This window comes from Dysgonomonas sp. ZJ709 (genome assembly GCF_011039195.1).
Classification (GTDB): domain Bacteria; phylum Bacteroidota; class Bacteroidia; order Bacteroidales; family Dysgonomonadaceae; genus Dysgonomonas.
The window spans coordinates 16,276-42,805 of record NZ_JAAKEM010000029.1 but is presented as its reverse complement, the minus strand read 5'-3'; the positions used below and the strand labels follow the sequence as shown (position 1 = coordinate 42,805).

Here is a 26,530-nt window from a genome sequence, read left to right as displayed (position 1 = left end):
AATTATCAGAACAATATAATTATGCGAAGTCATTATGTAAAGTATTTATATAAAGAAATTGTTATCAATATGTTAAATTACCCAACTTGTTTTACTTTACATAATGATAGGCTTTACATAAAAGATAAATTGCGTTCCTTTGTGTGTATCGTATTTTTTGTAGAATTCGGCTACCATTGCCGCACATTGGGAGGCTTTGTTGTTAGGGTGGTCATGGTATTTTTCGGGATCGATCATCCGCATATCCAGTGACATCTTACGGGCATAGTCGGTAACAATCAGCCCGATGGCTTTTTTTTCTTCGTCGCTCAACGGCGGCCTGCCGATGCACCCGCCATCTTTTGAATTGGAAAAATCAACCAGTTTGGGCAAGAACTCCTGCATTTCGGGTGTAGGAGGTATCGTTTTTAAGGTAATGATATTCTCCGGCCTGTCTACTTTCAATTCGTCGGCAGTCCTGAAATCGGTTATCTCATTGTAGAAATTTCCGAGCTCCGGCACGTTTTTAAAATACCGGAAGCGTTCTTTCTGTTTGATTTCATTGGTAACGGTAAATTCAAAGTCTGTGGTTTTCTTGGCAAAAATAGCTGCCCAGGCATCGAAGGTGCGGATACCCATTTTTTCAAGAGCCCGTGGACGTAAGTATTTAAAGATAAGGTATAATTCAACCAGAGAATTACTGATGGTCGTTCCACTAAGGAAAGTGGCACACAGGTCTTTACCTTTCTTCTCCTGTATGGTGCGTATAGCAAAGAGCAGGTTCAAAGCTCTCTGACTGCCTTCGGGTGTACCCAGGCCTGCCACACGGTCATAGCGGGTGGTAAACTGAAGATTCTTAAAAATATGCGATTCATCGACAAACAGGTGGTCGATACCCATTTGTTTGAAATCCACAACATGATCGTCCTTACGCCTGTCGATCCTGTATTGAACTTCTTGGAGTTTGGCAGTCAGATTTTTTTTGCGTTTTTCGAGTCCTTTTATCTGTGCGCCTGTTGCAGCGTGCCCGCTCTGGCGTTCATATACCTTCAGGTTTTCAGTCACGGAGTCCAGTTCCTGTTGCAATATGCTTCGTTGGATTTCGTAAGATTGCGGTATTTTAATAAACTGGTCGTGGGTAAGGATTATAGCATCCCAGTTGTTGTTCTTGATGTTATTAAAGAGCCGTTTGCGGTTCTCCGGTTCAAAATCTTTTTCGGTAGGAAACAGTATTTTTGCGTTCGGATAGGCTTTCGAGAAGGTATCGGCAATTTCATGGACATTGGATTTAAGACCGATGACCATGGGTTTATTTGCCATCTTCAGGCGTTTCATTTCATAGTCTGTGATGCAGATTGTCAAGGTTTTGCCTGTGCCTACCTCGTGGTCGACGATGCCCCCGTCATTGGATTTGAGCATCCAGGTGGCATCATACTGGGAGTCGTATAACCCGGGAATACCCAATGGCCTTAGTTGTAAGTCCGGGAAGGTCTGAAACTTACCGTCATACAGGGGTTTTACCCGTGAATTAAACTTTTTGTTGTATAAATCCTGTAAATCATTTTTTACTTCAGGTGATTGGCGGGTAAGCCAGTCCATAAAGCCGTTTCGGATTTCATCTATTTTAGAATTGGCAAGCTGGATAGCTTCCGTATCGGGAACCTTGACTTCCTGCCCGTCTATTTTTGCTTTTCTGGTAATACTCGGACAGGTATTGATAAGGGCATAACCGAGCAGGTCAAGCCCGTCGTATTTCATCTTGTCTGTTGTAACCAATGAATACCTTTCCTTGATTTCAATGGTGTGTTCATCATCAGCTTCAACAAAAAAGTTATCCAGATCGGCTACATAATCGATACCTATCTTCGTTCCTAAGAGTTCTCCTGCATACTGGCCAAAATATCCGGCGGGTATCCACCTTTCGCCGAAGTTAAAATCCAGTTCGGCAAAGGGTATCTGTTCGGGGATGGCATCCCGCAGGACTTTCAGTGATTTAAGACAATGCTCCATCTGCTGATCGCCGGGATTTGCCTTGATGTATTCTTCTATATCATCTGCTTTTTCCCGGACATCGCCCGAAACAAAAGAAGTCGAAAATTCATAATTGCTTATCAGCGGGTTATAGAATATCTTGCCTTCCAGATTATCAATGAGTTCTTTTTCACTCATAACACTGACAGAGGCCATATAACCGAGATCGATTGCCCCGAATTTATTAAGCGAAGAAGCAAGGGCTTCGTCCGGTTTTTCAGTCAGTAGATTTTTATCGGTCATAAAGCCCACGGGACGGCTAAAGATATCGGCTAACTGTTTTTGTCCGTTCTGAAAAGATTCCAGGGCTAATACTTCCCTGCCATGCGTATCGAGTAAAATAAAACGCATATTCTCTTTTGCATTCAGGTCTCCGTGCTTTTTAACGAAGGCCTGGTAGCCATCATTCAGGTCTTTTCTAAGTCCCTCGCTTTCTTTTTCGTAGGACGACTCAAAAGCGTAAAGCTGTAGATATGCGTCCCGCAATGGTATATAATCCCTGATACGGGCAATCTGTGATGCCGGCACATCGATAGGGTTGAACGTTACGGTTTTACGATCCTCATCTGGATTGTCCTTATAACTGATATACCCGATCTGTCCCTTATCGGTTATAAGCGTATTTTTTTTATAAAATGACTCCACATCACCTGAGTAGGGACGGGCATCTTTTGTCATAATGACGGTAGACATCGGATCGTCCAGCTCCTCATAGGTCAGAGGTTTGGATTCATCATTAACTGACTGTACCACCCGCCTGCGTTGTTTCTCATCTATCTGTGTGCGTTCTTCTTCGGGTATGCCAAACAGGTCATAGAGGCTGATAAGTGGTTCTTCTTCGACCCGATTACTATTTTGGCTTGTCAGTTCCTCATCAATATTATTTTTCTGGTTCTTATTATACAAGTCCTGATTTAGAAACAGGTTACAGTCTTTTGTCAGCTTGCCTGAAAGGTCAGCGGCTATTGCCGCCATACTACCATCGTGGTAAAACTCCATAGCAGGCTGACCATTATACGGATTCTTGCCGACCTTCGGCTCAGTGTGCACAATATGGCTGAAATCCATAAAGTAATTATTGACTTTGATCCCGTTTGAGAAGCTGCGTGTAGCGATGAATGCCTGCTCCCTTGCATTTAACTCCTGCTTGGATGTATTTTTCTGAAGGACGATCAGATCACTGCCCACGCGTATACCCGAACTGTCTGTAAACAGGTTATTAGGCAGGCGTATGGCTGATACCAGGTTGCAGTTTTCCATCATCAGTCTGCGCACATCTTCATTCCCCGGTGAGTCCATCACTCCCTGCGAAGTAATAAAGGCGATGATTCCTCCCTCACGGGCAGCGTCTATGGCTTTTACAAAAAAATAATTATGGATGGACCTCGAGGCATTGTGCCTGGCTTTATTTTCTTTGCCAAACGCCGGATCGAAGGTGGCATAATCGCCAAAGGGTATATTGGAAGATATGATGTCAAAGTAATTTTCATAGTCGGCAGGCAGTTTCTCAAAGCCGTCATTGATTATTTTCTTATCCGGGTGCAGGGCTTTGAGTACCTTGGCTGTCAGCAGGTCTAGTTCGAAAGATACGGATGTACCGACTCCTTTGTCTGCAAATGCTTCGGTAAACTTCCCTGTACCTGCACTCGGATCAAGGAAGGTATTGATTTTAATACCTGTATGGCTCAATGAATCCGCAATGGCTTTTACGATTTCAGGCGGAGTATAAAAAGCAGACAGGATGGATGAACGCATACTGTCTGTATACTGTTTATATTCTTGCTGAGTGGTACTTACCTGCCGGATAACATGGTAAAGATAGTTTGTCAGTGCAAACAGGTCTTTTTCGGAATCATTCCACTTTTGCCTGTCCTGCTCAGATTCACATGGTTTTAATATACATTTAAGCCCTCCGAATCCGGAGAATCTTTTTAGTAGCTCTCTTTGTGCCGGGGTAGCGGGTTTTCCGCTTCTTTCAATCTCAAATGCGGTTTCAATCGCAGTGATATTGTTCAACAGGTGTGTTTTCTTATTGAATGCCATACGTTTTCAGGTATTGTATGATTGTTTCTTTAACCTCTGCTTCCAGCATGCGCAAAGCAAACTCATCTTCATAGAAATCCGTATCGGCGTACTTTTCCAATATCGGGTCACATATCGGCAGCAGCCTGGCGGACAATGCCCTGCGTTTGTTCGCAGGGATTGTTCTGTCCAGACAAATAATGTCGTTAATCAGGTAATACAGCGAAAATTCCAGCCCGGCATACAGCTCTTCAAGAGCTATCGAATGTGCTGTATGCTGATCTTTTCCTTCATGTACAAGCTTATAGAATATATCCTCCGCTGTCTGTGCCCGCATTTCGACAAGCTGTGAGTTCATGGCGATAAGCGGATGATACTCCCTTAGAAAGCGAAGCAGGGCGGCACGGAAATAGGATAACTCACGTTTTTTTCCTCTTGCCATTTCCTTTGGTTTTAGGGTCCGAGAAATCAAACATCAGGTTATGTGCTTCATCAAATGTCAGTGAAGCCTCGAATAGCTGCCCGTGCCTGTTTTTAAACCCGCTAATACGACCTGTACGACCCTTTTTGAATAACTGGGAAAGTTGCTCGTCGCTAAGCACCACTTCATTTTTCTTCCGGTACAGGATGTGTTTACAAACCGAGTTGTTGCACCTGACGATCTTAGGGTAAAAAACCATCTTTCCTAATTTACACTTCGGGCAGATATATGGAGACTCCAGGTAATTCTCTTTGTTTAGATTGACACTGATAATTTCATCGGTCATTTGTTTGGTATGGATTTTCATACCTTCAAGAAATGTATCATAGTAATCGGGATGGGCTTCGATCCTGTTAATAGCCAGCTCCCAACTACCTGTCATTTCCACATCGGCTATACGCATACTTTTGACCGCTTTATGGATTTCCATGCCTTTATTGGTTGGTATCAGGTTTTTCTTCTCCCGGGTAATGTAGCCTCTTGAAAGCAACACTTCGATTGTAGCGGCACGGGTAGCAGGTGTACCTATTCCCAATCCTTTTAATACCTCACGCGCCTGCTGGTCTTCCAACTCCTTTCCTGCGGTTTCCATCGCCGTGAGCAGGCTCGCATCGGTATACAGGGGTTTGGGTTTTGTCTTTTTCTGTATCATGTTGTGGTTCTGAACCGATACTGTATCTCCTTCCCCAATATCGGGCAGAATTTGATTCTCTTCTTTTTCGTTCTGTTCTTCCGGTTCATCACATACAGACCGCCATCCTTTCTCTACGATAACCGAGCCTTTTGTACGGAATTCAATTCCTCCGCAATCCAAATCAATAACCGTTGTGTCCTTAAGGCAAGGCTTGCTAAAGGCCTCGATAGTCCTGCCGGCAATCAGGTCATAAATATGTTTGTCCGTTTCGTTCAGGTTATCGGGGATAATCCCTGTTATAAGCAGGGCATGGTGATCCGTCACTTTTTCGCCGTTGACACTTTTGTTATTTAACTCGTTATTCGACAGGCTCTCCGCTTGTTTACTATATACAGAATAAGTCCTCAATGCTTCCAGCAAGGCGGGAATGGTTTCAAAGACATCATCCGGAATATAGCGGCTGCCGGTACGCGGATAGGTAATGTATTTTTGCTCGTATAAGCGTTGTGCAACAGAGAGGGTCTTGTCGGCACTGTATCCGTATTTGGTGTTTGCCGCTTTTTGAAGGCTGGCCAGATCGTGCAGCAAAGGAGCCTGTTCAGACACATTTTTTTTCTCCACTTTCACAACTTTTGCATGATCATGTAATTTCAAAAGTTGGTACATATCTTCAGCGTCATGCAAGTCAAAATACTGGGTTGTACCTGTCACATAGAATTGTTTTTCTGATACGATATGTATGAGAAGTTCCCAGAAAGGTTGCGGCTTAAAGTTCGAATGTTCCGAGTATCGCTTACAGATCATAGCCAGTGTAGGTGTCTGGACACGTCCTAAAGAGTTATTATTATCCCCGGTACTAAAACTAAGGGCACGGCTGGCGTTGATGCCGACCATCCAGTCTGCTTTGCTTCGGGCTTCTGCCGCCAGAAAAAGACTGTTATACTCTTTACCGTCTTTCAAATTGTTTAATCCTTCACGGATAGCTGTATCTGTCAAAGAACTGATCCACAGTCGTGAGAAAGGCTTGCTGCATTTAAGGTAGTGGTAAATAAACCTGAATATGAGTTCGCCCTCCCGTCCGGCATCAGTGGCTACAACGATATGCTCGCACTTGTCAAACAGTTTTCCGATTAATTTTAGTTGTTCTAACGCTGTTTCATCCGTTTGGTATCCGGTTTTACTTTTGATTTTACGGGGGATCAGCCTGAAGGGTTCAGGCAGGATAGGCAGGTCTTCACGTGAATATTTTTCCGCCCTGTAATCTTCCGGCATTGCCAGTGACACAAGATGCCCGTAAGCCCAGGTAACGATATAACCGCCGCCTTCCATATGTCCTTTTTTGCTATGTGTAACCCCTAAGACACGGGCGATATCTTTTCCTACCGATGGTTTTTCTGCTAATATGACTATCATGGTTTATTGTTTTTATAGCAAGGGGAGTGTTTTCAAACCTCCCCTTGTGCTACAGTTGGTTAATACTCTTTTATTCTATTTCGAATTCGTCTTTGTTGATACATACAATACTTACGATAGGACTATTCCCCTTTTCGATGAGCTGGAGGGTCGCATCGATATTCAGTTCATTGCCCAAGAGTATGATATCCATATTCAGCGGCTGCGTCATTTCCCCTGCAAGGAAATTATCCATTGCTCCGTTCGCAGTCAGAAACTCAGAACTGATGCCTATAGCATTCATTTCAGCCCAGTCTATATCTTCGGATTTAAACTTTTTCTTATTCATAAATTAGTTGATTTAGAATTGTGATTATTACATTCTTTGTCCCGAAGCCTTCTTGTTTGTTTCGGATTGTTCCGGAGTCCGCGGTATGACAGCCGTCTGTGTCTGATTCCTCTTGGCATCCGGATCGGAGTGAAACGTATTGATCGCCGTATTGCTTCTGTTGGCTTTTACCCACAATGGCATTGGCTTTCCATCGGTACCGACAGCACCTTTTATTTCTACAGCTTTTCCGTCCTGGATTTTTGCCCGCATACCCGATGAGATTTTTACACCGAACAATTCTTTGGGAATATCGAGTTTTGGTTTTTGGTTCTCGTCAAAGCCATCGGGGAAATTACTCATCATTACTTTCCCTGATTCAGGGTGCATCTTGATGAATTTATCTGTTATATTGCCCGAATAATCAGTCATGTCTTTTACAAAAACGACTCCGCCTTTGGCCAGATCTTTACGGTCATCAGCTTCCAGCTTTACGCTGCCGACATATTTGGGAATAATTATCTCTCTGGCTCCTTCCGGAGTATCGGGGTTATAACTGGTAAAAACAGGGCGACGGCCAACCGGATCGAGTTTCACATATGCATCGTACTGCTCACCTGTACCTTTGCGTGTCATATCCTCCATACGGATGACCTTACCTGCTTGCAAATCTTGCTGTTGTTGCTTGCTCAGTTCCACCCCACCAAGTTTATTGTAAATTCCCGGTTCATTGTCAAATTGGAAAGCAACCCTTCTGTCTACGGCATCCGCCTGGATTACAGCATCGAACGGCTTTCCGGCTTTGGAGACAAATCCTTCGATTTTTACTGCTTCTCCGGCTTTTAATGTTTCGATTTCATGCTTTTGAAGTTCTACCCCTGCAATTTTATCGGGCACATAAATATGGGCGGCGGCTAAAGAATGTATCTCATTTGTTTTTCTGTCCAGACTTATAACCGAAGGTGTCATCTGAAAATCATTACCGATCAGATCCACGACCCGGCCCATATTACCGGTAGACAGCAGGTTTTGCTTATCCTGCGCAGTAAAAGCGTGTCCCCTGTAAGGCGTATTGAACTCCGGTTCGAGTTTGACAGGGTGCAGCCTCAGACTGTATGTGCCGTTATCCTGCTTTTGGAGTGATAGCTTGGCATCTCCCTGGAAAGTCATTTTGCCCATGTTGATATTCAGATACATCGTATCCGGACTTTTACGCCCTTGCAACATAGAATCCAGGAATCCTTTCTTTTCTAAAAGTTCTTTGGAGATACCCATTTGTTTGAGGGCATTCCAGTCTACCATACCCGGCATAATGCGATACTTCTTGTCGGTATTCACATCGCCGATAGGCTCTTGCTGATTGGTTTGATTTGTTTTTGCCATTTCCTTTTCTTTTGATTGTTTACTGTTGTTTTGATTTGCGGCGCCACGCAGGTCTTCCGGGTCTATACGGGATTTTTCTGCGTCTTTGGAGAAGAATCCGGAGAAAATTTCTTTCAGGTTTGCCTTTGCTTCCTTAAAGATTTCTGTTGGCAACTTGAATAAATTAAAACGATTAGGGTCTTTGGCTTGTCGTTGAAAGTTTTTCAGTGCCGTTATTACAAGATCGATCACATCAGAGTTGTTTCCTATTTCCAGAAAATCCTTTTGATTCTTCTTTTGGGCAGGAACGGTTTTGAGCTTGCCTTTCTCATCGACGCCACTAACGGCATCAACCGTTTGTTTCTGGTTATCTGCGATGAAGATGTGATTTTTACCCGGAGTTTCTGCCGGTTCGTTTTTGAGGGCTTTTGCCTTGTTTTGTTGATTTGCCATACGCACATTTTTTAAGTGTTAAAAATATTTTGACAAACCAAATATAATAGACTTATGTATTTAATATTCTGTATTTCAGATTAATGACTTCACGTTTCATCAGATTTCATCAGATTTCACTAGGGATAATAAATAGGAGAGGTATAATTGCGATTGATAGGTTAGAGAATTAGAAATATGCAAAATGATTAGTCTTAATTAGCAGTAGGGCTATACTATGTTTACAATTATTTTTAGCGGTGATGTGCTGGTGGGGATAGTTTTCTCTTTTTTTTCTAACCATTTCCTCAAAATTGAGATTTTAAATATTAAACCTACAATTTGATGCGGCTATTCAAAAACAATAGTTTTTATTTGCGTAATTTATTCTCAATTCTTAATAGATTAAATTAACCTTTAACGCACAATTATATAATAATGAAAACTAAAACAATACTAACTGTAATTAGCCTTGCAGCATTTTTATTTACTTCCTGCCAAAAAGATGAGATGGGTGTTGGTGGTACAGATGGCGGTGGAGTATTACCGGATGCGAATATGGAAGTAAGAACAATAGAAACAACTTCTATTGAATCTTTGGAAAATGAAATTACACAAACCGATAGTATTTCGAATAAAGAGTATCTACGACCATAATATATAATAGCGGTTTCAGTTAATATTTACTGAAACCGTTTTTCATCCTTTGCCAAACTCATTCATAATATGAAACCAAACACAAAACTCTTTTTTTATCTATTCATTGGCTTATTACTTTTCTCATGCAACAAGAATAATGAATCGGCAGCCTTATTAAAATTAGCCCAAGATAGTTTTGAGACGAATCCTAATAGAGTACTTTCCCTGCTTGATTCCATCAAGAATCCCGAAAAAATGGATAAAGATGATTACATGGAATATGTTTTATCTTATATAAGAGCGAAATCGGAGGCTCGAAAAGATATATCGGGGGACACACTTATATTTGGAGTACAACGATATTTCGAACAGAAAGGAAATATCGGAAAATTGGCTTTAGCTAATTATTATGTGGGACAGATTTATTATCTCAACGGTATGCAGCCAAAGGCTCTGGAGTTTTTTATGTACTCGGCAGATGAAGCACAAAGAGCGAGTAATGATTTACTTGTTGTAAAGAGCCTGAATAATATAGGCTATATATACTTTGAGAGGGATATGTTGGATAGTGCTATTGTAAATTATCAGAAAGCATTATCTATAAACAATAACATAGAAAAGTCAAATAAGGGTACTCCCCTGACTTCCCAAATGCTTATAACAACGTTAACTAATATAGGTCGTACCTTTGAAGGTGCTAATAAATTAGATAGTGCATACTTATACTTTCAGAAAGGCTTGATTCTTGCAAAAAAACAAAAAAATACGATTGAAGAAAGTCAGCTTTACCTTAATTTAGGTGCAACCTGTTACGGCAAACGAGAGTATGAAAAGGCTATCGAATATTATCAATCAGCCTTGAATATGGATATTACGGGCGAAAGACAGATACAAAAGATAAATTTGTATTTGTTGAATATATACAATGAGATAAAGGACGCTAAGTCAGCCAAACAATACACTGATTTGGTTATGGCGAGCCTACCCAGCGTTACAAACTTACATACAATAAAAGAAATGTATGCTGCCCTCTCTGAGTACTATAAACAAGCAGGGAACTTCGAACAAGCATTAGGGTATAGTAATCTGGAAAAAGTTACTAAAGATCAGATTGAGAAGGAGGCTAATGCTCCCGCACTATTGGAAGCTGATAAAAACTACTATCTTACACAAAAAGAAATAGAGGCTCAGACGTTAAGGGAACAGAGACTTTGGATTATTTTAGGAGTGCTGATTATATTGCTAATTATTCTATTTTTCGTATATCTAAATTATAGAGATACCCAAAAAGGGAAAGAGGAAATAAGGAGATTTACAGAGAAATATGATATTCTCTTAGGTGCGTTACATTCTAAAGAGGCAAGATTTGATTCCGAAGCGGAACTCAAAGCTATTTTAGACGAGATTGAAAAAGAAAAAGAAGAAAAAGAAGAAGGAGAGAAATAAATACTACAATCAATTATTTTTTTAGCACCGCAGGGATTTTTTTTCTGCGGTGCTTCTTTTTACTACTCTTTACGAAGTTTCAAATCGTTTTCATCTTCTTATTGGTGTATGTTTTTGATTCAGTCCTGAGTAGGTCTATCCATTTCGAATACATTTCTTCGGGCATACGGCGATAGCCCGATTTATGTAATTCAATATAAATCGACTCCATTTCTGAATACATATCTTTTATGGTCTGGTCTGCAAAAAGCTGTTCGGGCTTTTTCAGGTTTTTAGCTTTCATCAGGGAATGAATATAAAACTTTTGTGCTTCGGCTTTTGTCAGCAAAGCGTTTATATTTGCGGGATGATATTCTAAGGCGGTATTGCAGCACTGTATTACAAATTCGGGGTTTTCTTTTCCGTATTTGTGCTGATAACCATGTGCCAAGTCTATCAGACAATTGGCTACGGCTTGCTTATTACTAAGGGTGTCCATGTATAGTCCGTTGCGTATGGCATCTATGGTTATATAGCCCGAAGCCATAAGCCAAGCGTCAATGGGAAATGTGGCACTTGTAAGCTCTGTATTATACCATCCAGTTGTTTCGGAGAACAGTTTTATATAAATGTGGTTGGGGGCAAAGGCTAGGTTGCAGGGTACATTCAGTTCTTCCGCAAGTATCTTATATAAATAGGGTAATGAATGGCAGTTGCCTTTTCCTGTTTCCAGAAGATTGCAAATAAACATTTTACTCCAGTCTCTTTGTCCCAGAGGGTCGTCGAAATCGTAGGTATAGGGTGTATGTTCATAAACAAGTGTGGAGTTAACGGGTACTAAAACCGTATCTGTCAAAACCTTAAATATAGCTGCGTATTTTGTTACTGCTCCCGCATCTTTTCCTGTATAGGTAATTAAATTGGAATTGGATATATTCTCTACCAAATTCAGTAATAAACTATATTCTTCATTCAACGCTTCAAGATTTAATGTCCTTCCATAATAAGCTGTTTCCGTGCTAAAAACCGCATCTTTAAAACTCAATGGTATATCATCGTTCAACATGCCATTGATGTAATTATACGCTTGCCCGAAGATACTATCGGGAGGGGTTATTTCCTGACTTTTCAAGATACTGCTACTTGAAAGGAGATACATCAATAAAAGAAATATCTTTATTCTCATATTACTTATTTTGTATGTACAACTTTTCTAATTTGACCCGTTTGTTTGTCAATCTCAATATATGCAACGCCTCCATCCATATCTTCCTCCAGATGTCCTTCTATTATCCAAATATTATCTTTAAGGGTAACTAAAAATGGTCTTTGGCTAAGAACTTCTTTTCCATATATTTTTACTAAAACTATCTCTGCAACACTAACGGCTGTCTCTTTATCTGGGATAAATCCATCTTTGGGACAATAGCCTTTTGTTTCAGTATTAGCAGGTATTGCCTTATCTTCATTTTCTATTTTGACACTATTTTTAATTTCGTTTTCATTATTTCTATTTCCCTCACAAGATATTAGAAACAAAATAATAATTATATGTACTGCAAATATTCTTTTCATAATGTAAGTTTTTATATTATTCTCCATGATATCCTCTATATACTGGGGGTGCTTTTTTCTTAGCTTCTTCATCCGCCTTCTGTTTTGGAATATCCACGGGTTTGACATCATTCTTTCGGTCAGGATCTTTAGGGTCGCTTGGTAAGTCAGTGGAAACAACATTAACTTTTGTTGTGTATGGATCGTATTCTTGTAATGTCCCATTGGGCGTAGCTACGTAACTATTTACTTCTTGATTATAACTATTCCGCTTATCAGTATTAGAAAATTTGTTATTTTCATACTTTTCATCATAATTGCCATGAGAATGTATGATCGCTGCTTTCTCTGTCCCATTAGGAGTTCCTGAACCTCCACTCTTTGTTTTACTAGCTTTTCCTTCAATTGCTTCTGTATAACTATAAACAGTACTTTTACCAGACCCGGTTTTATATATTGTTGATGACATTTCATTTCCTCTTATTATTGAAGCTCCATTATAATATTTCCCCCAATCTTTCGCTGCTTCTCTTTTAGTCTTAAATTTATCACCCGGATCTCTCCCGTCAGGGTCAATAAATCTCATTGGATTATTATAGCAATAAACATAGGGCGACCAATTATAATACCGTTCGGCATGTGGATCAATCGTCAGAAAACGGCTTGTTGTTTCCGCTTTATAGGCAAACATGGTCGTATCTTCTTCCAGAAATTCAACTATCTTTTCCGTGCGGGTATCAATTAGTACTGTACCTATCTGCATCACATCTTCATTGGTAAAGGTTTCTTTGTATTTGCCTTTACTGAGTGTAAGCGGTTCTTTATTGAAACCATGCTTTTTAAAGATGTCCTTCTGTGCATGGATAGCAGAGCCGAAAATAAACAAAATACTTAAAAATAATACTGTCCTTTTCATGTATCGTTCTGTTTAAGTTATCATTCAATCATTCGTAACGCATTTTTGTACCTTATATCGTGTTCCCTTCTTTCTTTTTCTTGGTTTACCGAGTTGAGCCAAGTCTCATACACTTCCTTCGGCATTTCAACATAGCCTATTTCATCCAAACGGTGGTAAAAGGCGTTCCGTTCTTCAAACAGTTTATAGATTTGCGGATATTGCGTTTTTAGTATATCCGGGGGCGGACTTCCGACCTGACTTGCCGTAAATGTCAAACGTATTGAATGATAATTGGATTTCATCGCTAAAGCCGATGTGTTGCCCGGAGCATACGCCAATACAGAATCTACACACTGAATGACAAACGGGTCATATCCGTATTTGTGTACATATCCTGCTGCCAAATCCGACAAACAGTGTGCTATAACTTGCTTTTTTGTCTGAGCTTCCATATATACCTTGTTCTTTATGGCTACTGCGTTAATAAATCCCGAACCGACTATAAAGGCATCTGTTGTCATTCTGCCTTGTGTGAGTTCGAGGTTATGCCAGTTATTTCGCCTGTCTTTGAATTTGATGTAGGAGTGATGGGGCGAGAAGGCGAGGCTTGCTTCTGCTCCGACTTTTTCGCAAAGGATAAGGTAGAGCAATGGCAGGGAATGGCATTGTCCCGTATGGCTGTTGATTAGCTTTGTGACAAACATTTTTGAATAATCTTTTTCTCCCCTGTAATCGTCAAAGTCATATTGCATGGGAAAGGATGTGGAAGCCTTTTCGTGCATGTGGAGTTTGACTTTGAGTGTATCGGACATCACACGAAAGAGCATGATGTTTTTTGCTTCGGGATTGTTCCAGTTGTAACCGTCCTGCTTGGCTTTTAATTGGGCAATGGTAGCCATTCGGGAAATATTTTCTTCGTACTTGCTGCGGTCTAGCATTCCTTCAAAGAAGGCGTTCTCTACGGAGAATACTGCTTCTTTGAGGTTAAGTGGTGTTTTACCTTGCAGCATATCGAGTAGCTTGGTGGCTGTCTGGTGGTACTGTTCCGTTCCTTGTTCTCCAGCAAAAGAGGGTAAATCGTATTGTATGGAGGAAAAGCCTGATAAATCATTATCAGCCATGAGTTCAGCATTCATGCGTTGTACTGTCAGCCTGTCCCTTTCGTACATTTCCTGTTGCTGGCGTTGAGTATTGTTAGTAATGGTCGGGAAATTCGGGATATTGGGTACGGACGGATTATTTCTATTGCTGGGATTTCCGATAATGATACCGTTTGAAAGTGTAGCAGGTTGTGGTGTTCTCACAACTACTTGCCCGAATATGGCAATTGTATTAATTGACACGAGCAAAGATAAAATGATTATGTATCTGCTTGGTATCATGTGATTTCTATAAAGGCAATATCTGCGAAATGTATTAAAATTTGTTTAAATGGCAAAGTGTTTTTAATTTTATTTTGCATTATACATTCATTATTTTAATCTGGGTGTTGAATTACAGTATTTTTATTCAATAATGAGTTAGGCATTTTAAAAGCAGACTGGCGAATCTCGAAATAAGTGCTATATACTACATTCTTACCATTACATTGTGCTGGCTTCCATCTGGGTAGTTTTTTTGCTGATCTGATAATGCTTTTCTTTAATTTCTCCAGTTCTGTATGATTATCTTCATCTTTATTCTTTCCTTCGGTAATAATTTCCATAGATAAAATACTGCCGTTACTATTTATTATCAGTTTGCACAGTAATGTATTTATGCCTTCTTCCCAAAAGATGTTGTGAATTTCTTCTAGCGGAATATTGATATTATTTATTAAGTCGACTATAAATATGTGTTCCCCCTTCTTGTATTCGGGGTTAAGGGTCGGAGTTGTATAAATATTTTTATTTAGCTTTTTATCAAAATAATATGTACAGCCATTTTTTTGAGTATAGCTGTCCGTGTCTTTTTGTGCGTAAGCTCCTAATGAAATTAGACTAAGCAGTATAATAAACAAATAATTCATAATTTATCTGGGTTTATTTCTTGTTTCTCTATGCATATAGCCATCTATCACTTTACCGGGAACACCTACCGTCCAGTAGTAATCCAAATATGAATAATCGTCAGGATTTTGATTGTTTTGATGAAGAATATCTATTCCTGCCCCACTTAATTGACCCGATTTTATCATACTGCCTACATTCAGATTTTGTTTCGTACCTTCTCCCGTTTTTTGCAAATCAATTTCTCTTAGCATAAGTTGTAACTGACCTTTAGTTAGATATTCAGGTCTTTTATTTGCCCATAATTTTTTTAGTAGTTTGCCATTGATAATACAATAATTATAGTTCATAATATTATAATAAATCATTGGGTCTGTCGATAATGCGGTAGAATACCTCGCCCAGCCTTCGCTAAATAGCTTTGTATCTTCTGATTGTGTTCGTTCGAAAGGATGGTCGATTCTTGTGACGTGGAAAAGCTCATGGACGATTGTTTCAGAAAATTCCTGTAAAAAATCAGGGGTTTCCTCCAAATCAGAGAATACCGTTACATTTCCTTTAAAACAACCACCCTGAGAGCCTCCATTAGGATTTCCTTTAATAATATATACATTGGGTACAAATTGAGGTAGTTCGTTTGTTTTTGTTCCACTGTAAAATAACTTACCTGTTATAATCCCTCCTGACGAATTTTCCAATGTTCTTCTGAAACAACTGTCCATCGCATCTTTAATGTCTGATTCTAAACAACCAAAAGGAAGATAATCCACAAGCAACTCCATATTTACAAATACTTTCGTAATGCCACCCTCTTTTATGTACGTCCAACCGAAGTTCTCTTTGAACCGTGCTACTTCTCTGTCTTTGTGGTAGAAAATAATATCTCCGAAATTTTGGTTATCATCTTGGAAATCGCATTCTACTTGGAAATTCGAAATAGTCGCCAATCCGTCGGCATCTACCGAACCACTTACAGAAAACTCCGTCGATTGTCCTTTGATTCTCCTTCCGTTGCTCTGTTTTACTGTCAGTTCAAAACTTTCGCCTTCGTTGTAATCTTTGGTAATTACTTCCAAATCTATTCCATGATTCAGCATTAGGTCTTTGCGATAAACGGGGGAAACGTAATTGTCTTTTTTTCCCCGCCATTTGATCTCAGATACGAACAGTTCTGTTTGTTGCTGGGTTTGTCCCCCTTGTTGGTTTATATCGGTCTGCTTCCAGTTCTTTTGGAACACGAGTTGTTTATTGACACGTATAGTCGCTGGTGAGAGTGTAAATCCCAGTATCATAGGTACGTTAGAATACGCAATATGGTGTTCCGAAATTTCAGTTATCCACGCATCCCAAAACTCAATACGTCGCATAGGCATAAATTCGTCCCATGAGTCGTATAGCTCTATGACACCATGATTTAGGTATGTACGCCCCTCTTTTAGATTTGATTTGAACCAGTGATAGAAAAACTCGTCGTCGTCGGTCGATTCCATTGTAAAGTCGAATAGTCCGCCCAATGGTTCGCCGTAACGTCTGAAAGCATAGGGCGATGCTTTAGCTACCGCCATATAATCGTAAAGCGTAGGATATGTAGGATTTAGTTCTTTGACTTTTGAAAAGTCGACACCCCACATGTCAAAAAGGTAATTGTGATAAGTTAGCAAGGTACGTTCTTCTCCTCCTACTTTCAATATTGCTTTAAATGCCATAGTGTGTTTTATTAATTGTGTTAGAAGAAATTGTTTGTGAAGCATATACAACACTCCACAAACAAATATATAAAGATTGGTTGTAAATTAACCTTTTCTGTTAAATATTTATTCTACCCAAATAGAATAAATAAAAAATCTACTCAGGATATAACAGTGCTTTTATATTAAAACCGTTCATTCCCGCCTTATTTAACTTTCGCTCAATATTCCATTTGATGTCAGCAAGATTGAATGTATTTCTTTTGCTTTCTATTATAAATGCAATGGCTTCTTCCGAATATTGAAGGTGACATAACATCAATATAATTAATTCGTTATCGGTTAACGTAGTTGATAATTTTTTACCGAGATAAAGGTCACTTGAAAGATAATCTTTTGCTACATTGAGAAGTTGCTCGTTGGTTTGTTTTTTCAAAACGTCAACCATTGCCTTGATTTCAACATAAATTTCTATGTCTATTTCTTCCCTGCCTGTCGATAATATTTGTTTGACTTTGGCTTCTATGTCAGACCACCCGATGATGAAATGTTCATATACGTTTTCAAGGTAACTTTTACTCGCGATACTATTTTCAAATAGTCTGTCCTGCGTCAAAGAGTGAACTTTTTCTTCCAGCTTTTTTAGCCGTTTGTATTTTCGTTTTCGGCAGAAAACAAAAGCTAGTGCCATCAAAATAAATACAGTGAATTGCAGCAATACAAAGAACTTTCTTTCTGCTTTGTGTTCCTGCTCTTTGAGATATAGATTATATTTATTTTCCGCATCGAGAATTTTTTCAGTACTTCTTGCTGCTGCAATCTTCTGATCGGTTGACATCTGCAAATCTTTAAAATGAAGGGCTTTCGTGAAATCTCCTGTCTGTAAATAATAGTCGGACATTGAGCCGTAAATACTTACTAATAGCTGATTGTCTTTTATGTTTGGCAACCGATTATTTATCAGGTCAATATAATACTTTGCCGAATCCAATTGTTGTGTCTGGTTATATAGTAGGGAGTAGTTCAGAAATATTTTAAGGCTATCAACTGTACTGGATGATTCTTGTATGGCTTCGTTAAAATACTCTTTAGCTTTCCCGTATTGTTTTTGTCGGAATAAAATAAATCCTATGTTGTACGCTTCGATTCCCTGATATTTTTTATTATCTATTATATTAGCTACCTCGATTGCTCTTGTGAAATAGTGGAGTGCTGAATCGAGATTGTTTTTTAAGTCAAAGGAACGCCCCAATCCTGAGTTGAGCTTTATTCTATTAATAGCTGATTCCTTGTCGTCGCCATAGCATTGAAGGGCTTTTTTATAATGAACAATTGCACTATCCACCATATTCTGCTGGTAATAGATATACCCAAGAGAGTGAAGGCACTTGGCTTCAAGTTCTTTGTTTTTAACTTGACGTGAATTTCTTTCCGCAAATAGAAAATATTTCAGGGCTTTATCGGGCATATCCTTCGCCCAATATACTATACCCGTATAAAAATTAGCATTAGCGGCTCTTTCTGTATTATTTTTTTCGTTGAAATATTTTTGGGCTTCAAAAATCAATGTATCAGATGTGATATTCTGTTTATTATTGTATTTAGCCTGTACCATTGTTACAATATACTGCATGTAATTTTCTTTATCCATTCCACTGGGATTGTCTACGGATTCAAGTAGTTTTACCGCATCGGCTGGGTGTGTAAATGCAATGTCCTCAGCTTGTTTTAACAAATCGGAAGATGGCGTAGTTTCTTTGCAAGAAATCAGATAGAACAGAGTAAATAGGAAAAGGATATATTTTTTTACTGAAATTATCATAAGGTAAGGATATTAACTTCTAGGGTAAGGGGAAATCCCCAAACCTATTAATGTTTAATACTGTCAGATTTGTAAATAGTTTAGCTGATAATAGCTAATTTTATCATTTTCTATTAGGCATACCGTCACCACCTGTATTACCATCGTCAGGGATTGTGGTAAATGGTATGGCTATCGGGCTTGCAATAGTATCGCTGTTTGATTGCAGTGAAATATCGGTTTCGGTTTCGATATTTTTTTTACTTTGTATATTTGGCATCCCATCGCCACTTGTGTTTCCGTCACCCATATTATCATAATCATAATCGGAGCAGGAACAAAATAGTACGGTCACAAAAAAAAGTGTACAAATAGAAATTAACAGGTACTTATTTTTCATAATAAAGAATTTTGGGAATTTGGAATTATTTATTAATTTAGGCTTAGTTTAGTTAGTCTTCGATCTTGCAAATTTAGTACGCTATAACGCAAAAAACAATACTCCAACTACCCTATATAGATTTTTGTTAAAACCAAAGCAATCTAAATAACTTATATTAAAATATATACCAGATAGCAAGTGTGCTTATCATACAGATTTTTCTTAATCGGTTTTTCCGAAAAGTCAATAAAAACTACAATTTTCCCTCGTTGACTTGCCATTTTTTCGTGAAAAAGTTGGTGTATGAATTTGTATTATGGTGCATTTCCTGCTAAATAAATGCGGGATTTAGCTTAATCTGCTACCACATGACTATCACAATTTACAACTAAGGGCACATTAATAATCTAATTTCCAATAAACTATATTCCAATGCTTCTCACACTTATGAGAGGATATTGATTTGGTGGTGTTATTGTAATACTTTTATTGCACAAATACACTAAATCTATAATACTAAAATGCCTGAAATGAAAAGATTATTTTTCGCCCTAATGTTATGCGGGGCTGTATTCTGTTTAGCATCCTGTGATAAATTAGGTGACGATGAATCGGATGGGATTGGAAGTGGTGGAAGACCAGTTACTCCGGTATATAAAGAATATAGGATAGATTCAACAATCATTTGCCGAGACAGTATTTTATATGATAACCAAGAATTAAAACAGAATATAAATTAATACTATGGCTGGATAATCCTTTTTAACAATAATATTTTCAGCAAACTATTCTTCAAAATAAACATACCCTTTTTATGCAAAAACAAGGTAAAATTAATTACTTAATATTCCTGATGTTAAGTATGCTGCTCTCGTCATGCCGAGAAAATAGTCAAGCAGAAATATTAAATCAGGCTCGCAATATCATAAATGACAAACCAGAAGATGCAATGATCTTGCTGGAGTCTATTCCTAATCCTGAAACAATGGACGAAGAAAATTATATGCTTTATATTCTTACCAAAACAGATGCTAAAATCAGAAGTAAGCAAGATATTACCAGCGATACATTGATATTCAAAGCACAGGAATATTTTAATGCAAAGAGCGATCCTCATAAAGCAGCGTTGGCAAATTTTAGTGCTGGCAAGGTATCATACGATAGGTTAAATGATGATAAAGCACTCGAATCGTATCTACTGGCTGAATACTACGCACGGAAAACTAACGACGATTTGATGATTGCTAAAAGCCTTCACTGCATCGGTAATTTATATTATATACAAGAAATAAAAGATACGGCATTAGTCCGTTATAAAGAGGCGTACAAGTATTATACTAAAACAGAAGGCTCAGAAAAATATCGCCTTTTATCCTATCAGCAGATCGGACGTACATACGACGATATGACTAATTTAGACAGTGCTTTAGTATATTTCGAAAAAGGATCAGTACTGTCAATGCAGCTTAATGACTCCGACTATGAAACCACTTTCACTTTTTTAAAGGGTATGGTCTTATGGGAAAAAGGGGATTATGGCAAATCGGAAGAATATTTGTATAAGGCTTTGGATGAAACAAAAAATCAAGAAGAAGTTTTCAGTATTCATCTTAACTTGGCAAGGTTAAATACTCAAATTAACAAACCTGATATTGCCCAAACTCACATTGATATAATAAAAAGCGGTCTGTCAAAGATCAATGACAATATTGCATTACGGAACATATACTCTTCGTTGATAGATTTCTATAAATTGAACGGAGAATATGAGGAAGCATTCTATTATACTAAATTAAAAGAAAAGGTAATTGAGAAGATCATTGACGAAAGCTGGTTAGAGAAGTTATTCATCACAGAAAAAAGGTATCAGCGATATGTTATAGAAAAAGAATCTGCCGAAGCACACCAAAAACTGATAACAATATTAGGGATAACTTTCGGCTTGGCTTTCTTTCTTTGTTTTATAGCTGCTTTATTATTAAGGAACAAACGTCTGAAATTTGAGAAGGAGCTAAAACAAAGTCAATTAGTTGACGCTGAAAACAAATTGCTTAATTCGGAAAATGAGATATTGAAACAAAAGTTAGAAAGATTTTCTTTGATGAAAAATATTCACCAGCATTTAATCCATGATTGGGCGGGAATAGACAGGGATGTACAAGAACTGGTGGAAGATTTAGGTGCAGAGCAAGAACCTGAATTGTATCAACGAATCAAGAAGATGGTCGCAGATATTAAATATAAGTCGAATCAAAGTCTGGTTCAATATGCAAAGGATTATTTAAGAAAATTAAGTGTCAGTACTTCTAAAATAAGTCAGATTCCCGAAATGCAACTGCTAATATTTATTCTTATTGAATATGAATACAGCAAGGCTGACATATTCGCAATATTGGGTTTGGATGAATCGAAAGACGAAGAATTATTTGATAACCAATTAAAAGCTATAAGAAAGAACCTTAGACAAAGTAGCATATATTTGAAAGAATTGGTAGATTCTAGTGAAAATGAAATGTAAATTGTATCTGCTCATGCCAGCACCGTTTCCTTTCTTGAAATGCTGTTATACTTTAAATGGTATATTTATCACTTAAGGATAATGTAACTAAAAAATATTATCTACAAACACCGTATAGATTTCATTTACAATTATATAAAATAATAAATACTAAGAAGTGGATATTCACTTCTTAGTATTTAACTTTAATGAATTAAGGTGTTATTGGTATCCATTCATAAGTTTGCCGGAAATTATTATTAAAATTTAATATCTCCACTTCAGCAGAATTTCCTGTAGAATTTCCCGAAGTGTGCATAAACCGTCCCGGAAAATCGACTAACCTGAATCTAAAAGAATTAGGAGTTACTCCTCTCTCTATAATCCATTTATACAAGCGTGCATGATCATTATTAAGCTCTAATATCTCCAATCTAGTTCCATCTCCAACCGATCGTCCAACCGGATGAACATATCTGTTGTTGACACTACTACGCTGTAAAATATAGGTATTATCAGTCTGTTTTTCGATAAGCCATAAATAATGAGAGGCAAAGGATTGTTCGAAATTTAAGATTTCAAGCCTTGCTCCATTATTGTTAGAACGACCTCTGGTATGTAAGAACCTTTGAGGATTTGTAGTTGCTGCCAGGGCTAATCTATATCTACCGGTAGCAAGGGGAGCTTCTATGTTTATTCTATCAAACCTCCACCCATAGGTGCTAGCAAACTGAGAGTTGAACTGCAATACTTCGACTGTTGTATTTGCTCCTGTATTATTACCCCATAAATGCATATACAAATCTCTGTTACCTGCCAGTCTCAACCTGTAATTTCCACCTCCGGCAGGTTCAATAAACATCTTATATGTTCCCATATGTACTGTGTTCAGCCCAAAGATTTCAAGATCAGTAGAATTATTCAAACTATTTCCAACCGTATGAATACACCTGTTATCAGTTCCGAAGAGTTTTATTAAATATGCTCCATCTCTGACGGGATTATTTTGAGCGTCTCTTTCATAATCAATATCCCAATAAAAGTTGGTAAATCTTTCCTCTGAAAAATTCTGTATACTTAATCTAGCCGAATTATTGGCTGAAAAGCTTTGAGTGGCAAGGAATAATGACTGGTTAGCCTGGCTACTTATTCTATATATACCCGGCTCTATCCGATAGACCTGTTTATTGACCGGAGGCGAATTTCGAAATGGAAATAATTGCCATGATAATCCATCCTGATTTTGAGTTGGTCTTTGTCTAATAAATAAGTTACTGTTTTGCCTTAAAGGTGCATTTGCATCTGACTGTAATGCTAAGTTCTGATTTAGAGCCGGTCGTACTTCATAGCGACGTCCAAAACGATTGATGACATCCCGATCAAACACCCATCTGAAGATATTCGGATTATTACCACCCATATTCAATACCTGTACAGAGTTTCCATTTGATACATTCCCCTGAAAAAGATGCCAGAACCTATCATTAGTATTGGCAGTTCGTACCAGATAACTGTCATCTTTTGATTTAGTAACTAGCCAACTTGAAAAAAACGGATTCGGATTACTTTCTCTACCAATTTTAATTGGATCAGCATTAGTGACATTCGTATTCTGCGGCTGGTTTTCAAGGAATGTATTGAATGATGGAACAATCAAGTGAGTTGTAGCTTGTAATGAAGCATCACTTAATTCAAATTGTGTTTTTGAAAGATTTAAACGCCAACGATAAAACTGATCAAAAGATGTATTCAAATTAAGTATTTCAAGAGGCGTGCCGTTGACTGTGGACCTTCCTGCCGGATGCAAATACATACTTTGATTAGCATTGGAACGTATGTAAAACGTACCATTTGCGGCGGGTTCCACGAACCATTGATAGAAATCTGGAAATGAAGAGTTTAAAGCTAGTGTTTCAATTCGTGTTCCATTCCCTGTGGATCTTCCAACTAAATGGACATATGAGTCTTCTGTATAACCCATCCGAATTCTAAATACATTCGGCTGTCCGCTAACAGGTTCGAAAACCCATTGATATGGTGCTGTTAATTCTGTATTTGAGGTATTTAATAATTCAAGTCTTGCTCCCGGATTTACATTCCTACCTACTGTGTGTATAAACTGCGATTCATTAGCTGCATTTGAGACCCTGTACATTCCTCCTGGAACAGCTTCCCGTGAGTATAAAACGCGTACCTGTTCCCTTGTCAGAGGCTGGGCAAAGACTCTGAAATCATCAAGATTCCTAAATGGCAAATTATTGCCTTGATTAATATTCCCTAGCCCCCAAGATGTTACATTAGATAAATCCTGTAAGCTGAAATAATGCGACATACTTTCAGATTGTCCGTTGGGATAGAAAATATAGGTTGTCATTTTTGCCCTCTCATATACCAAAACTACTTGATACCACCCAATTCGGTTTGTGAAATTTACCGGATCCCACAACCATAGCCTCCAATCTCTTATAGTATTATTTTGATCGGCAGTATGTCGGTTTATAACTGCACGGTCACGAATTCGTTGAAAACCTAACAGCGTATTGTTAACCAAAGCAGATCCGCTTCTGGCATAAAATGCCTGAAAAGTCACATCATTATCAGACCAAGGTCTTATCCCCTGATTTTTGGAAATATTCTCATCAATAAATGTCCAGAATGAAATGGTAAAACCATTTTTATAATTTTCAGTTGGATCTGTTCCTATGAAAAATGGAGGTGTGTCTATATGAGTATTGTTTTCAAAGCGCATAGCTCCTGCCGCTATACCAAAACGGTCGGCAATAGCACTTATATTTCCTTGGATCGTACCGTTTCTACCTCTGGCAATGTCTACAGGACTCCCATTATTCAGTGGATAATTCCGTATAGGATTCGGTAATGTTTGTCCAACTATTTGAGTAAAAAAACCTGCCAGTAATAAGCATATATAAATGAATAAATTCTTTTTCATAACTCTGTTTTATTATCTGGTTCTTTTTCCAATTTCATTTAGATAATCAATCATTAGTTCGCCTCTATCGGTTATTATATAATTAGCACCTTTAGATAAAAGCCAGTCCCAATCTCCACGACCATCATCCCATGCGTTAGGTGGACTATTCGGATTATCCAGAAAATTATAATCCCGGGTAATCACATCGCAATCGGTAAGTGGTATTTTCTCAGCAAAAACTCCAAAACTAGTTTCAGGCCAGAAAGAATATTGTCCGATCCAAATTCCGCTTTGTTGTAGTATAGAAATAAAATTAAGAATAAAATCGTCAGACTGTTTATATACCAGTTCAAAGGCATATATATTAGGATTGGCTGCAAAACTATTTATATAATTTTCAAGATTAGTTGTATTGGAAAAAGCAATCGGAGTATAAATAAAATCTGAAAGCGTAACCCCTGCTGGCGCCAGAACCTGTGACTGTAAATCAGCAAGTGAAAGTTTACCTTTTATCAGCGTCTGATTCAGCATATTTTTCTGTCTAACCATTGTTATAACTCTAATCATAGTTTCATTGAAAGCAGCTCCTCCTTCCTTGATATCGATAGATGCTACAGCTTTTCCATTGAGAGCATCAAGTGCATCGGAGAGTCTAAGTACCCTCTCTGTAGTAACTGTACCGTCCGGCATTATCAGGTTCAGGCTTGACACATAACTCCAGTTCTCGTCTCTTAACTTTCCATAACCATTTGTAACTCTGTCAAGGCAGGCATCATGAAAAATTACCATTTCATTGTCTTTGGTCAAACGGACATCCATTTCTACTATATCCGCACCGATCTCAATTGCTTTCTGATAGGCTCCCAGTGAATTTTCAGGTGAATCCGCCCAATACCCCCTGTGTGCCGCAACCAAATTATAATTCGGATACAGCCTTTGGTTTTTAATAATGTGAACGATTTGGTTTATACTCAATCTTTGCTGTGCAAAGACATCAGTTTGAGTGGCCATTAACAGAAGAATGGCAGCTAAGAATTTTAAAATAAACTGTCTCATAAGCTTGTACTTTTAATTATAAAAATTTAACCCATAGCAATTAGTTGCCGGATTTTATATATAATAAGACAATCAAACCGTTAAACGCACTTAACGATTATATGTAATAATATAATAAATGTTTAAAAAAAGAAGGATAAAGAAGAAGGGATTATTTTGCGGATTTCTTTTAAAGCTAAACTGATATGAACCTCTACCGTTCTTTTAGAGATGTTTTTAAGGTTAGCGATCTCTATATTTTTTAATCCATGAAAGCGGCTCATTTCAAAAATTTTTCTGCGTTGAATCGGCATATTACTTACAGCCAGTAATATTAACAGTTCAATTTCACGGGCGTAGATTGCCTCTTCGGCAGTTAACTGATTATTCTTATTATGCTGTAAATGTTCTAAATAGATTTTGTGGTGTTTTTTCTTTTTGAGTGAGTTCAATACCGAATTTACAGCCATACGGTAGAGATATGAACTAAAGGAATCGATTGCTGAAAGATCTTTTCGTAACAGCCATATTTTTTCAAATATGTCCTGTGCCAAATCTTCGGCTTCAATTTCTGACTTTATTAGTTTGGTTATAAAATATTTGACTTTCGGAAAATAAAACAAGAATAAAATTTTAAATGCCTTATGATCACCCAAAGCAAGACTGGCTAAACATTGTATTTCAAGTTCTTTATCCATGGTCAAAGATATTTGTATTATCTATTTTCAGTATAGATAAAATTCTTGAATTTTATTCATTATTTATGAAAAAGTAAATTACTATAAATTAAATATATTTTCCAAATAAAGGTGCTATTTTATTCATAAAGAATTTGTTAAGATTAATATTGTGGAATTATTTTTTAAATGGTAGGGATAAGACCAACAATACATCCAAGTATTAGCCCCAATATGAAGCTATTCAAGATACTAACGATGCGTACCAAAATTAATTTTAAATCTTCACAGACTCGAACAAAATATGCATTAAGAAAGGCGTGCCCAAGAGGAGCACACCCTTATTAATAATA

20 protein-coding genes are annotated in these 26,530 nt (G+C 38.0%); 4 read left to right on the top strand and 16 right to left on the bottom strand.

The annotated features are described in order from the left end of the window. Positions 1-96: 96 nt before the first annotated feature. The 5 genes from G7Y56_RS15395 to G7Y56_RS15375 all read right to left on the bottom strand — a co-directional run bounded on the left by G7Y56_RS15395 (position 97) and on the right by G7Y56_RS15375 (position 8,682). Positions 97-4,053 carry an N-6 DNA methylase gene (locus G7Y56_RS15395; protein WP_165044878.1) on the bottom strand — a complete coding sequence of 1,319 codons (3,957 nt, stop codon included), beginning with the start codon at positions 4,051-4,053 and terminating at the stop codon, positions 97-99. After that, on the bottom strand, positions 4,040-4,474 hold the full coding sequence (locus G7Y56_RS15390) for a DUF1896 family protein (RefSeq protein ID WP_165044876.1): 435 nt from the start codon (positions 4,472-4,474) through the stop codon (positions 4,040-4,042). The genes G7Y56_RS15395 and G7Y56_RS15390 overlap by 14 nt, the downstream gene beginning before the upstream one ends. Then, positions 4,452-6,560, bottom strand: a complete 2,109-nt coding sequence (locus G7Y56_RS15385; protein ID WP_165044874.1) for a type IA DNA topoisomerase — start codon at positions 6,558-6,560, stop codon at positions 4,452-4,454. The genes G7Y56_RS15390 and G7Y56_RS15385 overlap by 23 nt, the downstream gene beginning before the upstream one ends. Positions 6,561-6,630: 70 nt before the next feature. After that, the gene (locus G7Y56_RS15380; RefSeq protein ID WP_165044872.1) at positions 6,631-6,888 is read right to left on the bottom strand and encodes a DUF4099 domain-containing protein; all 258 of its coding nucleotides are present in this window, start codon (positions 6,886-6,888) and stop codon (positions 6,631-6,633) included. A 27-nt stretch (positions 6,889-6,915) separates the two neighbouring features. After that, positions 6,916-8,682, bottom strand: a complete 1,767-nt coding sequence (locus G7Y56_RS15375) for a DUF3945 domain-containing protein (protein WP_165044869.1) — start codon at positions 8,680-8,682, stop codon at positions 6,916-6,918. Between the two features lie 417 nt (positions 8,683-9,099). On the opposite strand from G7Y56_RS15375, the gene G7Y56_RS15370 reads away from it, so the two are divergent. Both G7Y56_RS15370 and G7Y56_RS15365 read left to right on the top strand, forming a co-directional pair. Then, positions 9,100-9,318, top strand: coding sequence for a hypothetical protein (locus tag G7Y56_RS15370; RefSeq protein ID WP_165044867.1), 219 nt, complete (start codon positions 9,100-9,102; stop codon positions 9,316-9,318). 69 nt (positions 9,319-9,387) lie between these two features. Then, positions 9,388-10,746, top strand: coding sequence for a lipopolysaccharide assembly protein LapB (locus G7Y56_RS15365; protein ID WP_165044865.1), 1,359 nt, complete (start codon positions 9,388-9,390; stop codon positions 10,744-10,746). Between the two features lie 79 nt (positions 10,747-10,825). Here G7Y56_RS15365 and G7Y56_RS15360 read toward each other — a convergent pair whose 3' ends face one another. The 8 genes from G7Y56_RS15360 to G7Y56_RS15325 form a co-directional block, all read right to left on the bottom strand. After that, complete coding sequence (locus tag G7Y56_RS15360) at positions 10,826-11,911, bottom strand: hypothetical protein (protein WP_165044863.1); 1,086 nt, start codon at positions 11,909-11,911, stop codon at positions 10,826-10,828. 5 nt (positions 11,912-11,916) lie between these two features. After that, positions 11,917-12,300, bottom strand: coding sequence for an NTF2 fold immunity protein (locus G7Y56_RS15355; protein ID WP_165044861.1), 384 nt, complete (start codon positions 12,298-12,300; stop codon positions 11,917-11,919). Positions 12,301-12,316: 16 nt separating this feature from the next. After that, positions 12,317-13,195, bottom strand: coding sequence for a DUF4329 domain-containing protein (locus tag G7Y56_RS15350; protein ID WP_165044859.1), 879 nt, complete (start codon positions 13,193-13,195; stop codon positions 12,317-12,319). Positions 13,196-13,215: 20 nt separating this feature from the next. After that, a complete protein-coding gene (locus G7Y56_RS15345; RefSeq protein ID WP_165044857.1) occupies positions 13,216-14,559 on the bottom strand; it encodes a hypothetical protein in 1,344 nt (447 codons plus the stop codon). A gap of 95 nt (positions 14,560-14,654) precedes the next feature. Continuing rightward, positions 14,655-15,185 (bottom strand): hypothetical protein, encoded by a 531-nt coding sequence (locus G7Y56_RS15340; RefSeq protein ID WP_165044855.1) that lies wholly within the window; start codon positions 15,183-15,185, stop codon positions 14,655-14,657. A 3-nt stretch (positions 15,186-15,188) separates the two neighbouring features. Beyond that, entirely contained in the window at positions 15,189-16,871 is a 1,683-nt protein-coding gene (gene tssD, locus G7Y56_RS15335; protein ID WP_165044853.1) for a type VI secretion system tube protein TssD, read from the bottom strand. A gap of 139 nt (positions 16,872-17,010) precedes the next feature. Continuing rightward, a complete protein-coding gene (locus G7Y56_RS15330; protein WP_165044851.1) occupies positions 17,011-18,675 on the bottom strand; it encodes a tetratricopeptide repeat protein in 1,665 nt (554 codons plus the stop codon). A gap of 103 nt (positions 18,676-18,778) precedes the next feature. Then, the gene (locus tag G7Y56_RS15325) at positions 18,779-19,054 is read right to left on the bottom strand and encodes a hypothetical protein (protein ID WP_165044849.1); all 276 of its coding nucleotides are present in this window, start codon (positions 19,052-19,054) and stop codon (positions 18,779-18,781) included. A 512-nt stretch (positions 19,055-19,566) separates the two neighbouring features. Here G7Y56_RS15325 and G7Y56_RS15320 point away from each other — a divergent pair. Continuing rightward, positions 19,567-19,776 carry a hypothetical protein gene (locus G7Y56_RS15320; RefSeq protein ID WP_165044847.1) on the top strand — a complete coding sequence of 70 codons (210 nt, stop codon included), beginning with the start codon at positions 19,567-19,569 and terminating at the stop codon, positions 19,774-19,776. A gap of 74 nt (positions 19,777-19,850) precedes the next feature. Further along, on the top strand, positions 19,851-21,554 hold the full coding sequence (locus G7Y56_RS15315; protein ID WP_165044845.1) for a M48 family metallopeptidase: 1,704 nt from the start codon (positions 19,851-19,853) through the stop codon (positions 21,552-21,554). A 193-nt stretch (positions 21,555-21,747) separates the two neighbouring features. Here the strand turns inward: G7Y56_RS15315 and G7Y56_RS15310 are convergent, their stop codons facing one another. The 3 genes from G7Y56_RS15310 to G7Y56_RS15300 form a co-directional block, all read right to left on the bottom strand. Then, entirely contained in the window at positions 21,748-24,483 is a 2,736-nt protein-coding gene (locus tag G7Y56_RS15310; RefSeq protein WP_165044843.1) for a hypothetical protein, read from the bottom strand. A gap of 12 nt (positions 24,484-24,495) precedes the next feature. Next, complete coding sequence (locus G7Y56_RS15305) at positions 24,496-25,521, bottom strand: glycerophosphodiester phosphodiesterase family protein (protein ID WP_165044841.1); 1,026 nt, start codon at positions 25,519-25,521, stop codon at positions 24,496-24,498. A 122-nt stretch (positions 25,522-25,643) separates the two neighbouring features. Then, positions 25,644-26,198 carry an RNA polymerase sigma-70 factor gene (locus G7Y56_RS15300; RefSeq protein ID WP_165044839.1) on the bottom strand — a complete coding sequence of 185 codons (555 nt, stop codon included), beginning with the start codon at positions 26,196-26,198 and terminating at the stop codon, positions 25,644-25,646. Positions 26,199-26,530 lie beyond the last annotated feature (332 nt).

What these genes read in the sequence shown, in the direction of transcription:
- G7Y56_RS15390 (WP_165044876.1), bottom strand. Translation starts at nt 4,474, where the DNA reads ATGGCAAGAGGAAAAAAACGTGAGTTATCCTATTTCCGTGCCGCCCTG.
- G7Y56_RS15365 (WP_165044865.1), top strand. Translation starts at nt 9,388, where the DNA reads ATGAAACCAAACACAAAACTCTTTTTTTATCTATTCATTGGCTTATTA.
- G7Y56_RS15385 (WP_165044874.1), bottom strand. Translation starts at nt 6,560, where the DNA reads ATGATAGTCATATTAGCAGAAAAACCATCGGTAGGAAAAGATATCGCC.
- G7Y56_RS15355 (WP_165044861.1), bottom strand. Translation starts at nt 12,300, where the DNA reads ATGAAAAGAATATTTGCAGTACATATAATTATTATTTTGTTTCTAATA.
- G7Y56_RS15350 (WP_165044859.1), bottom strand. Translation starts at nt 13,195, where the DNA reads ATGAAAAGGACAGTATTATTTTTAAGTATTTTGTTTATTTTCGGCTCT.
- G7Y56_RS15305 (WP_165044841.1), bottom strand. Translation starts at nt 25,521, where the DNA reads ATGAGACAGTTTATTTTAAAATTCTTAGCTGCCATTCTTCTGTTAATG.
- G7Y56_RS15380 (WP_165044872.1), bottom strand. Translation starts at nt 6,888, where the DNA reads ATGAATAAGAAAAAGTTTAAATCCGAAGATATAGACTGGGCTGAAATG.
- G7Y56_RS15310 (WP_165044843.1), bottom strand. Translation starts at nt 24,483, where the DNA reads ATGAAAAAGAATTTATTCATTTATATATGCTTATTACTGGCAGGTTTT.
- tssD (WP_165044853.1), bottom strand. Translation starts at nt 16,871, where the DNA reads ATGGCATTTAAAGCAATATTGAAAGTAGGAGGAGAAGAACGTACCTTG.
- G7Y56_RS15395 (WP_165044878.1), bottom strand. Translation starts at nt 4,053, where the DNA reads ATGGCATTCAATAAGAAAACACACCTGTTGAACAATATCACTGCGATT.
- G7Y56_RS15320 (WP_165044847.1), top strand. Translation starts at nt 19,567, where the DNA reads ATGAAAAGATTATTTTTCGCCCTAATGTTATGCGGGGCTGTATTCTGT.
- G7Y56_RS15340 (WP_165044855.1), bottom strand. Translation starts at nt 15,185, where the DNA reads ATGAATTATTTGTTTATTATACTGCTTAGTCTAATTTCATTAGGAGCT.
- G7Y56_RS15300 (WP_165044839.1), bottom strand. Translation starts at nt 26,198, where the DNA reads ATGGATAAAGAACTTGAAATACAATGTTTAGCCAGTCTTGCTTTGGGT.
- G7Y56_RS15370 (WP_165044867.1), top strand. Translation starts at nt 9,100, where the DNA reads ATGAAAACTAAAACAATACTAACTGTAATTAGCCTTGCAGCATTTTTA.
- G7Y56_RS15345 (WP_165044857.1), bottom strand. Translation starts at nt 14,559, where the DNA reads ATGATACCAAGCAGATACATAATCATTTTATCTTTGCTCGTGTCAATT.
- G7Y56_RS15315 (WP_165044845.1), top strand. Translation starts at nt 19,851, where the DNA reads ATGCAAAAACAAGGTAAAATTAATTACTTAATATTCCTGATGTTAAGT.
- G7Y56_RS15330 (WP_165044851.1), bottom strand. Translation starts at nt 18,675, where the DNA reads ATGATAATTTCAGTAAAAAAATATATCCTTTTCCTATTTACTCTGTTC.
- G7Y56_RS15375 (WP_165044869.1), bottom strand. Translation starts at nt 8,682, where the DNA reads ATGGCAAATCAACAAAACAAGGCAAAAGCCCTCAAAAACGAACCGGCA.
- G7Y56_RS15325 (WP_165044849.1), bottom strand. Translation starts at nt 19,054, where the DNA reads ATGAAAAATAAGTACCTGTTAATTTCTATTTGTACACTTTTTTTTGTG.
- G7Y56_RS15360 (WP_165044863.1), bottom strand. Translation starts at nt 11,911, where the DNA reads ATGAGAATAAAGATATTTCTTTTATTGATGTATCTCCTTTCAAGTAGC.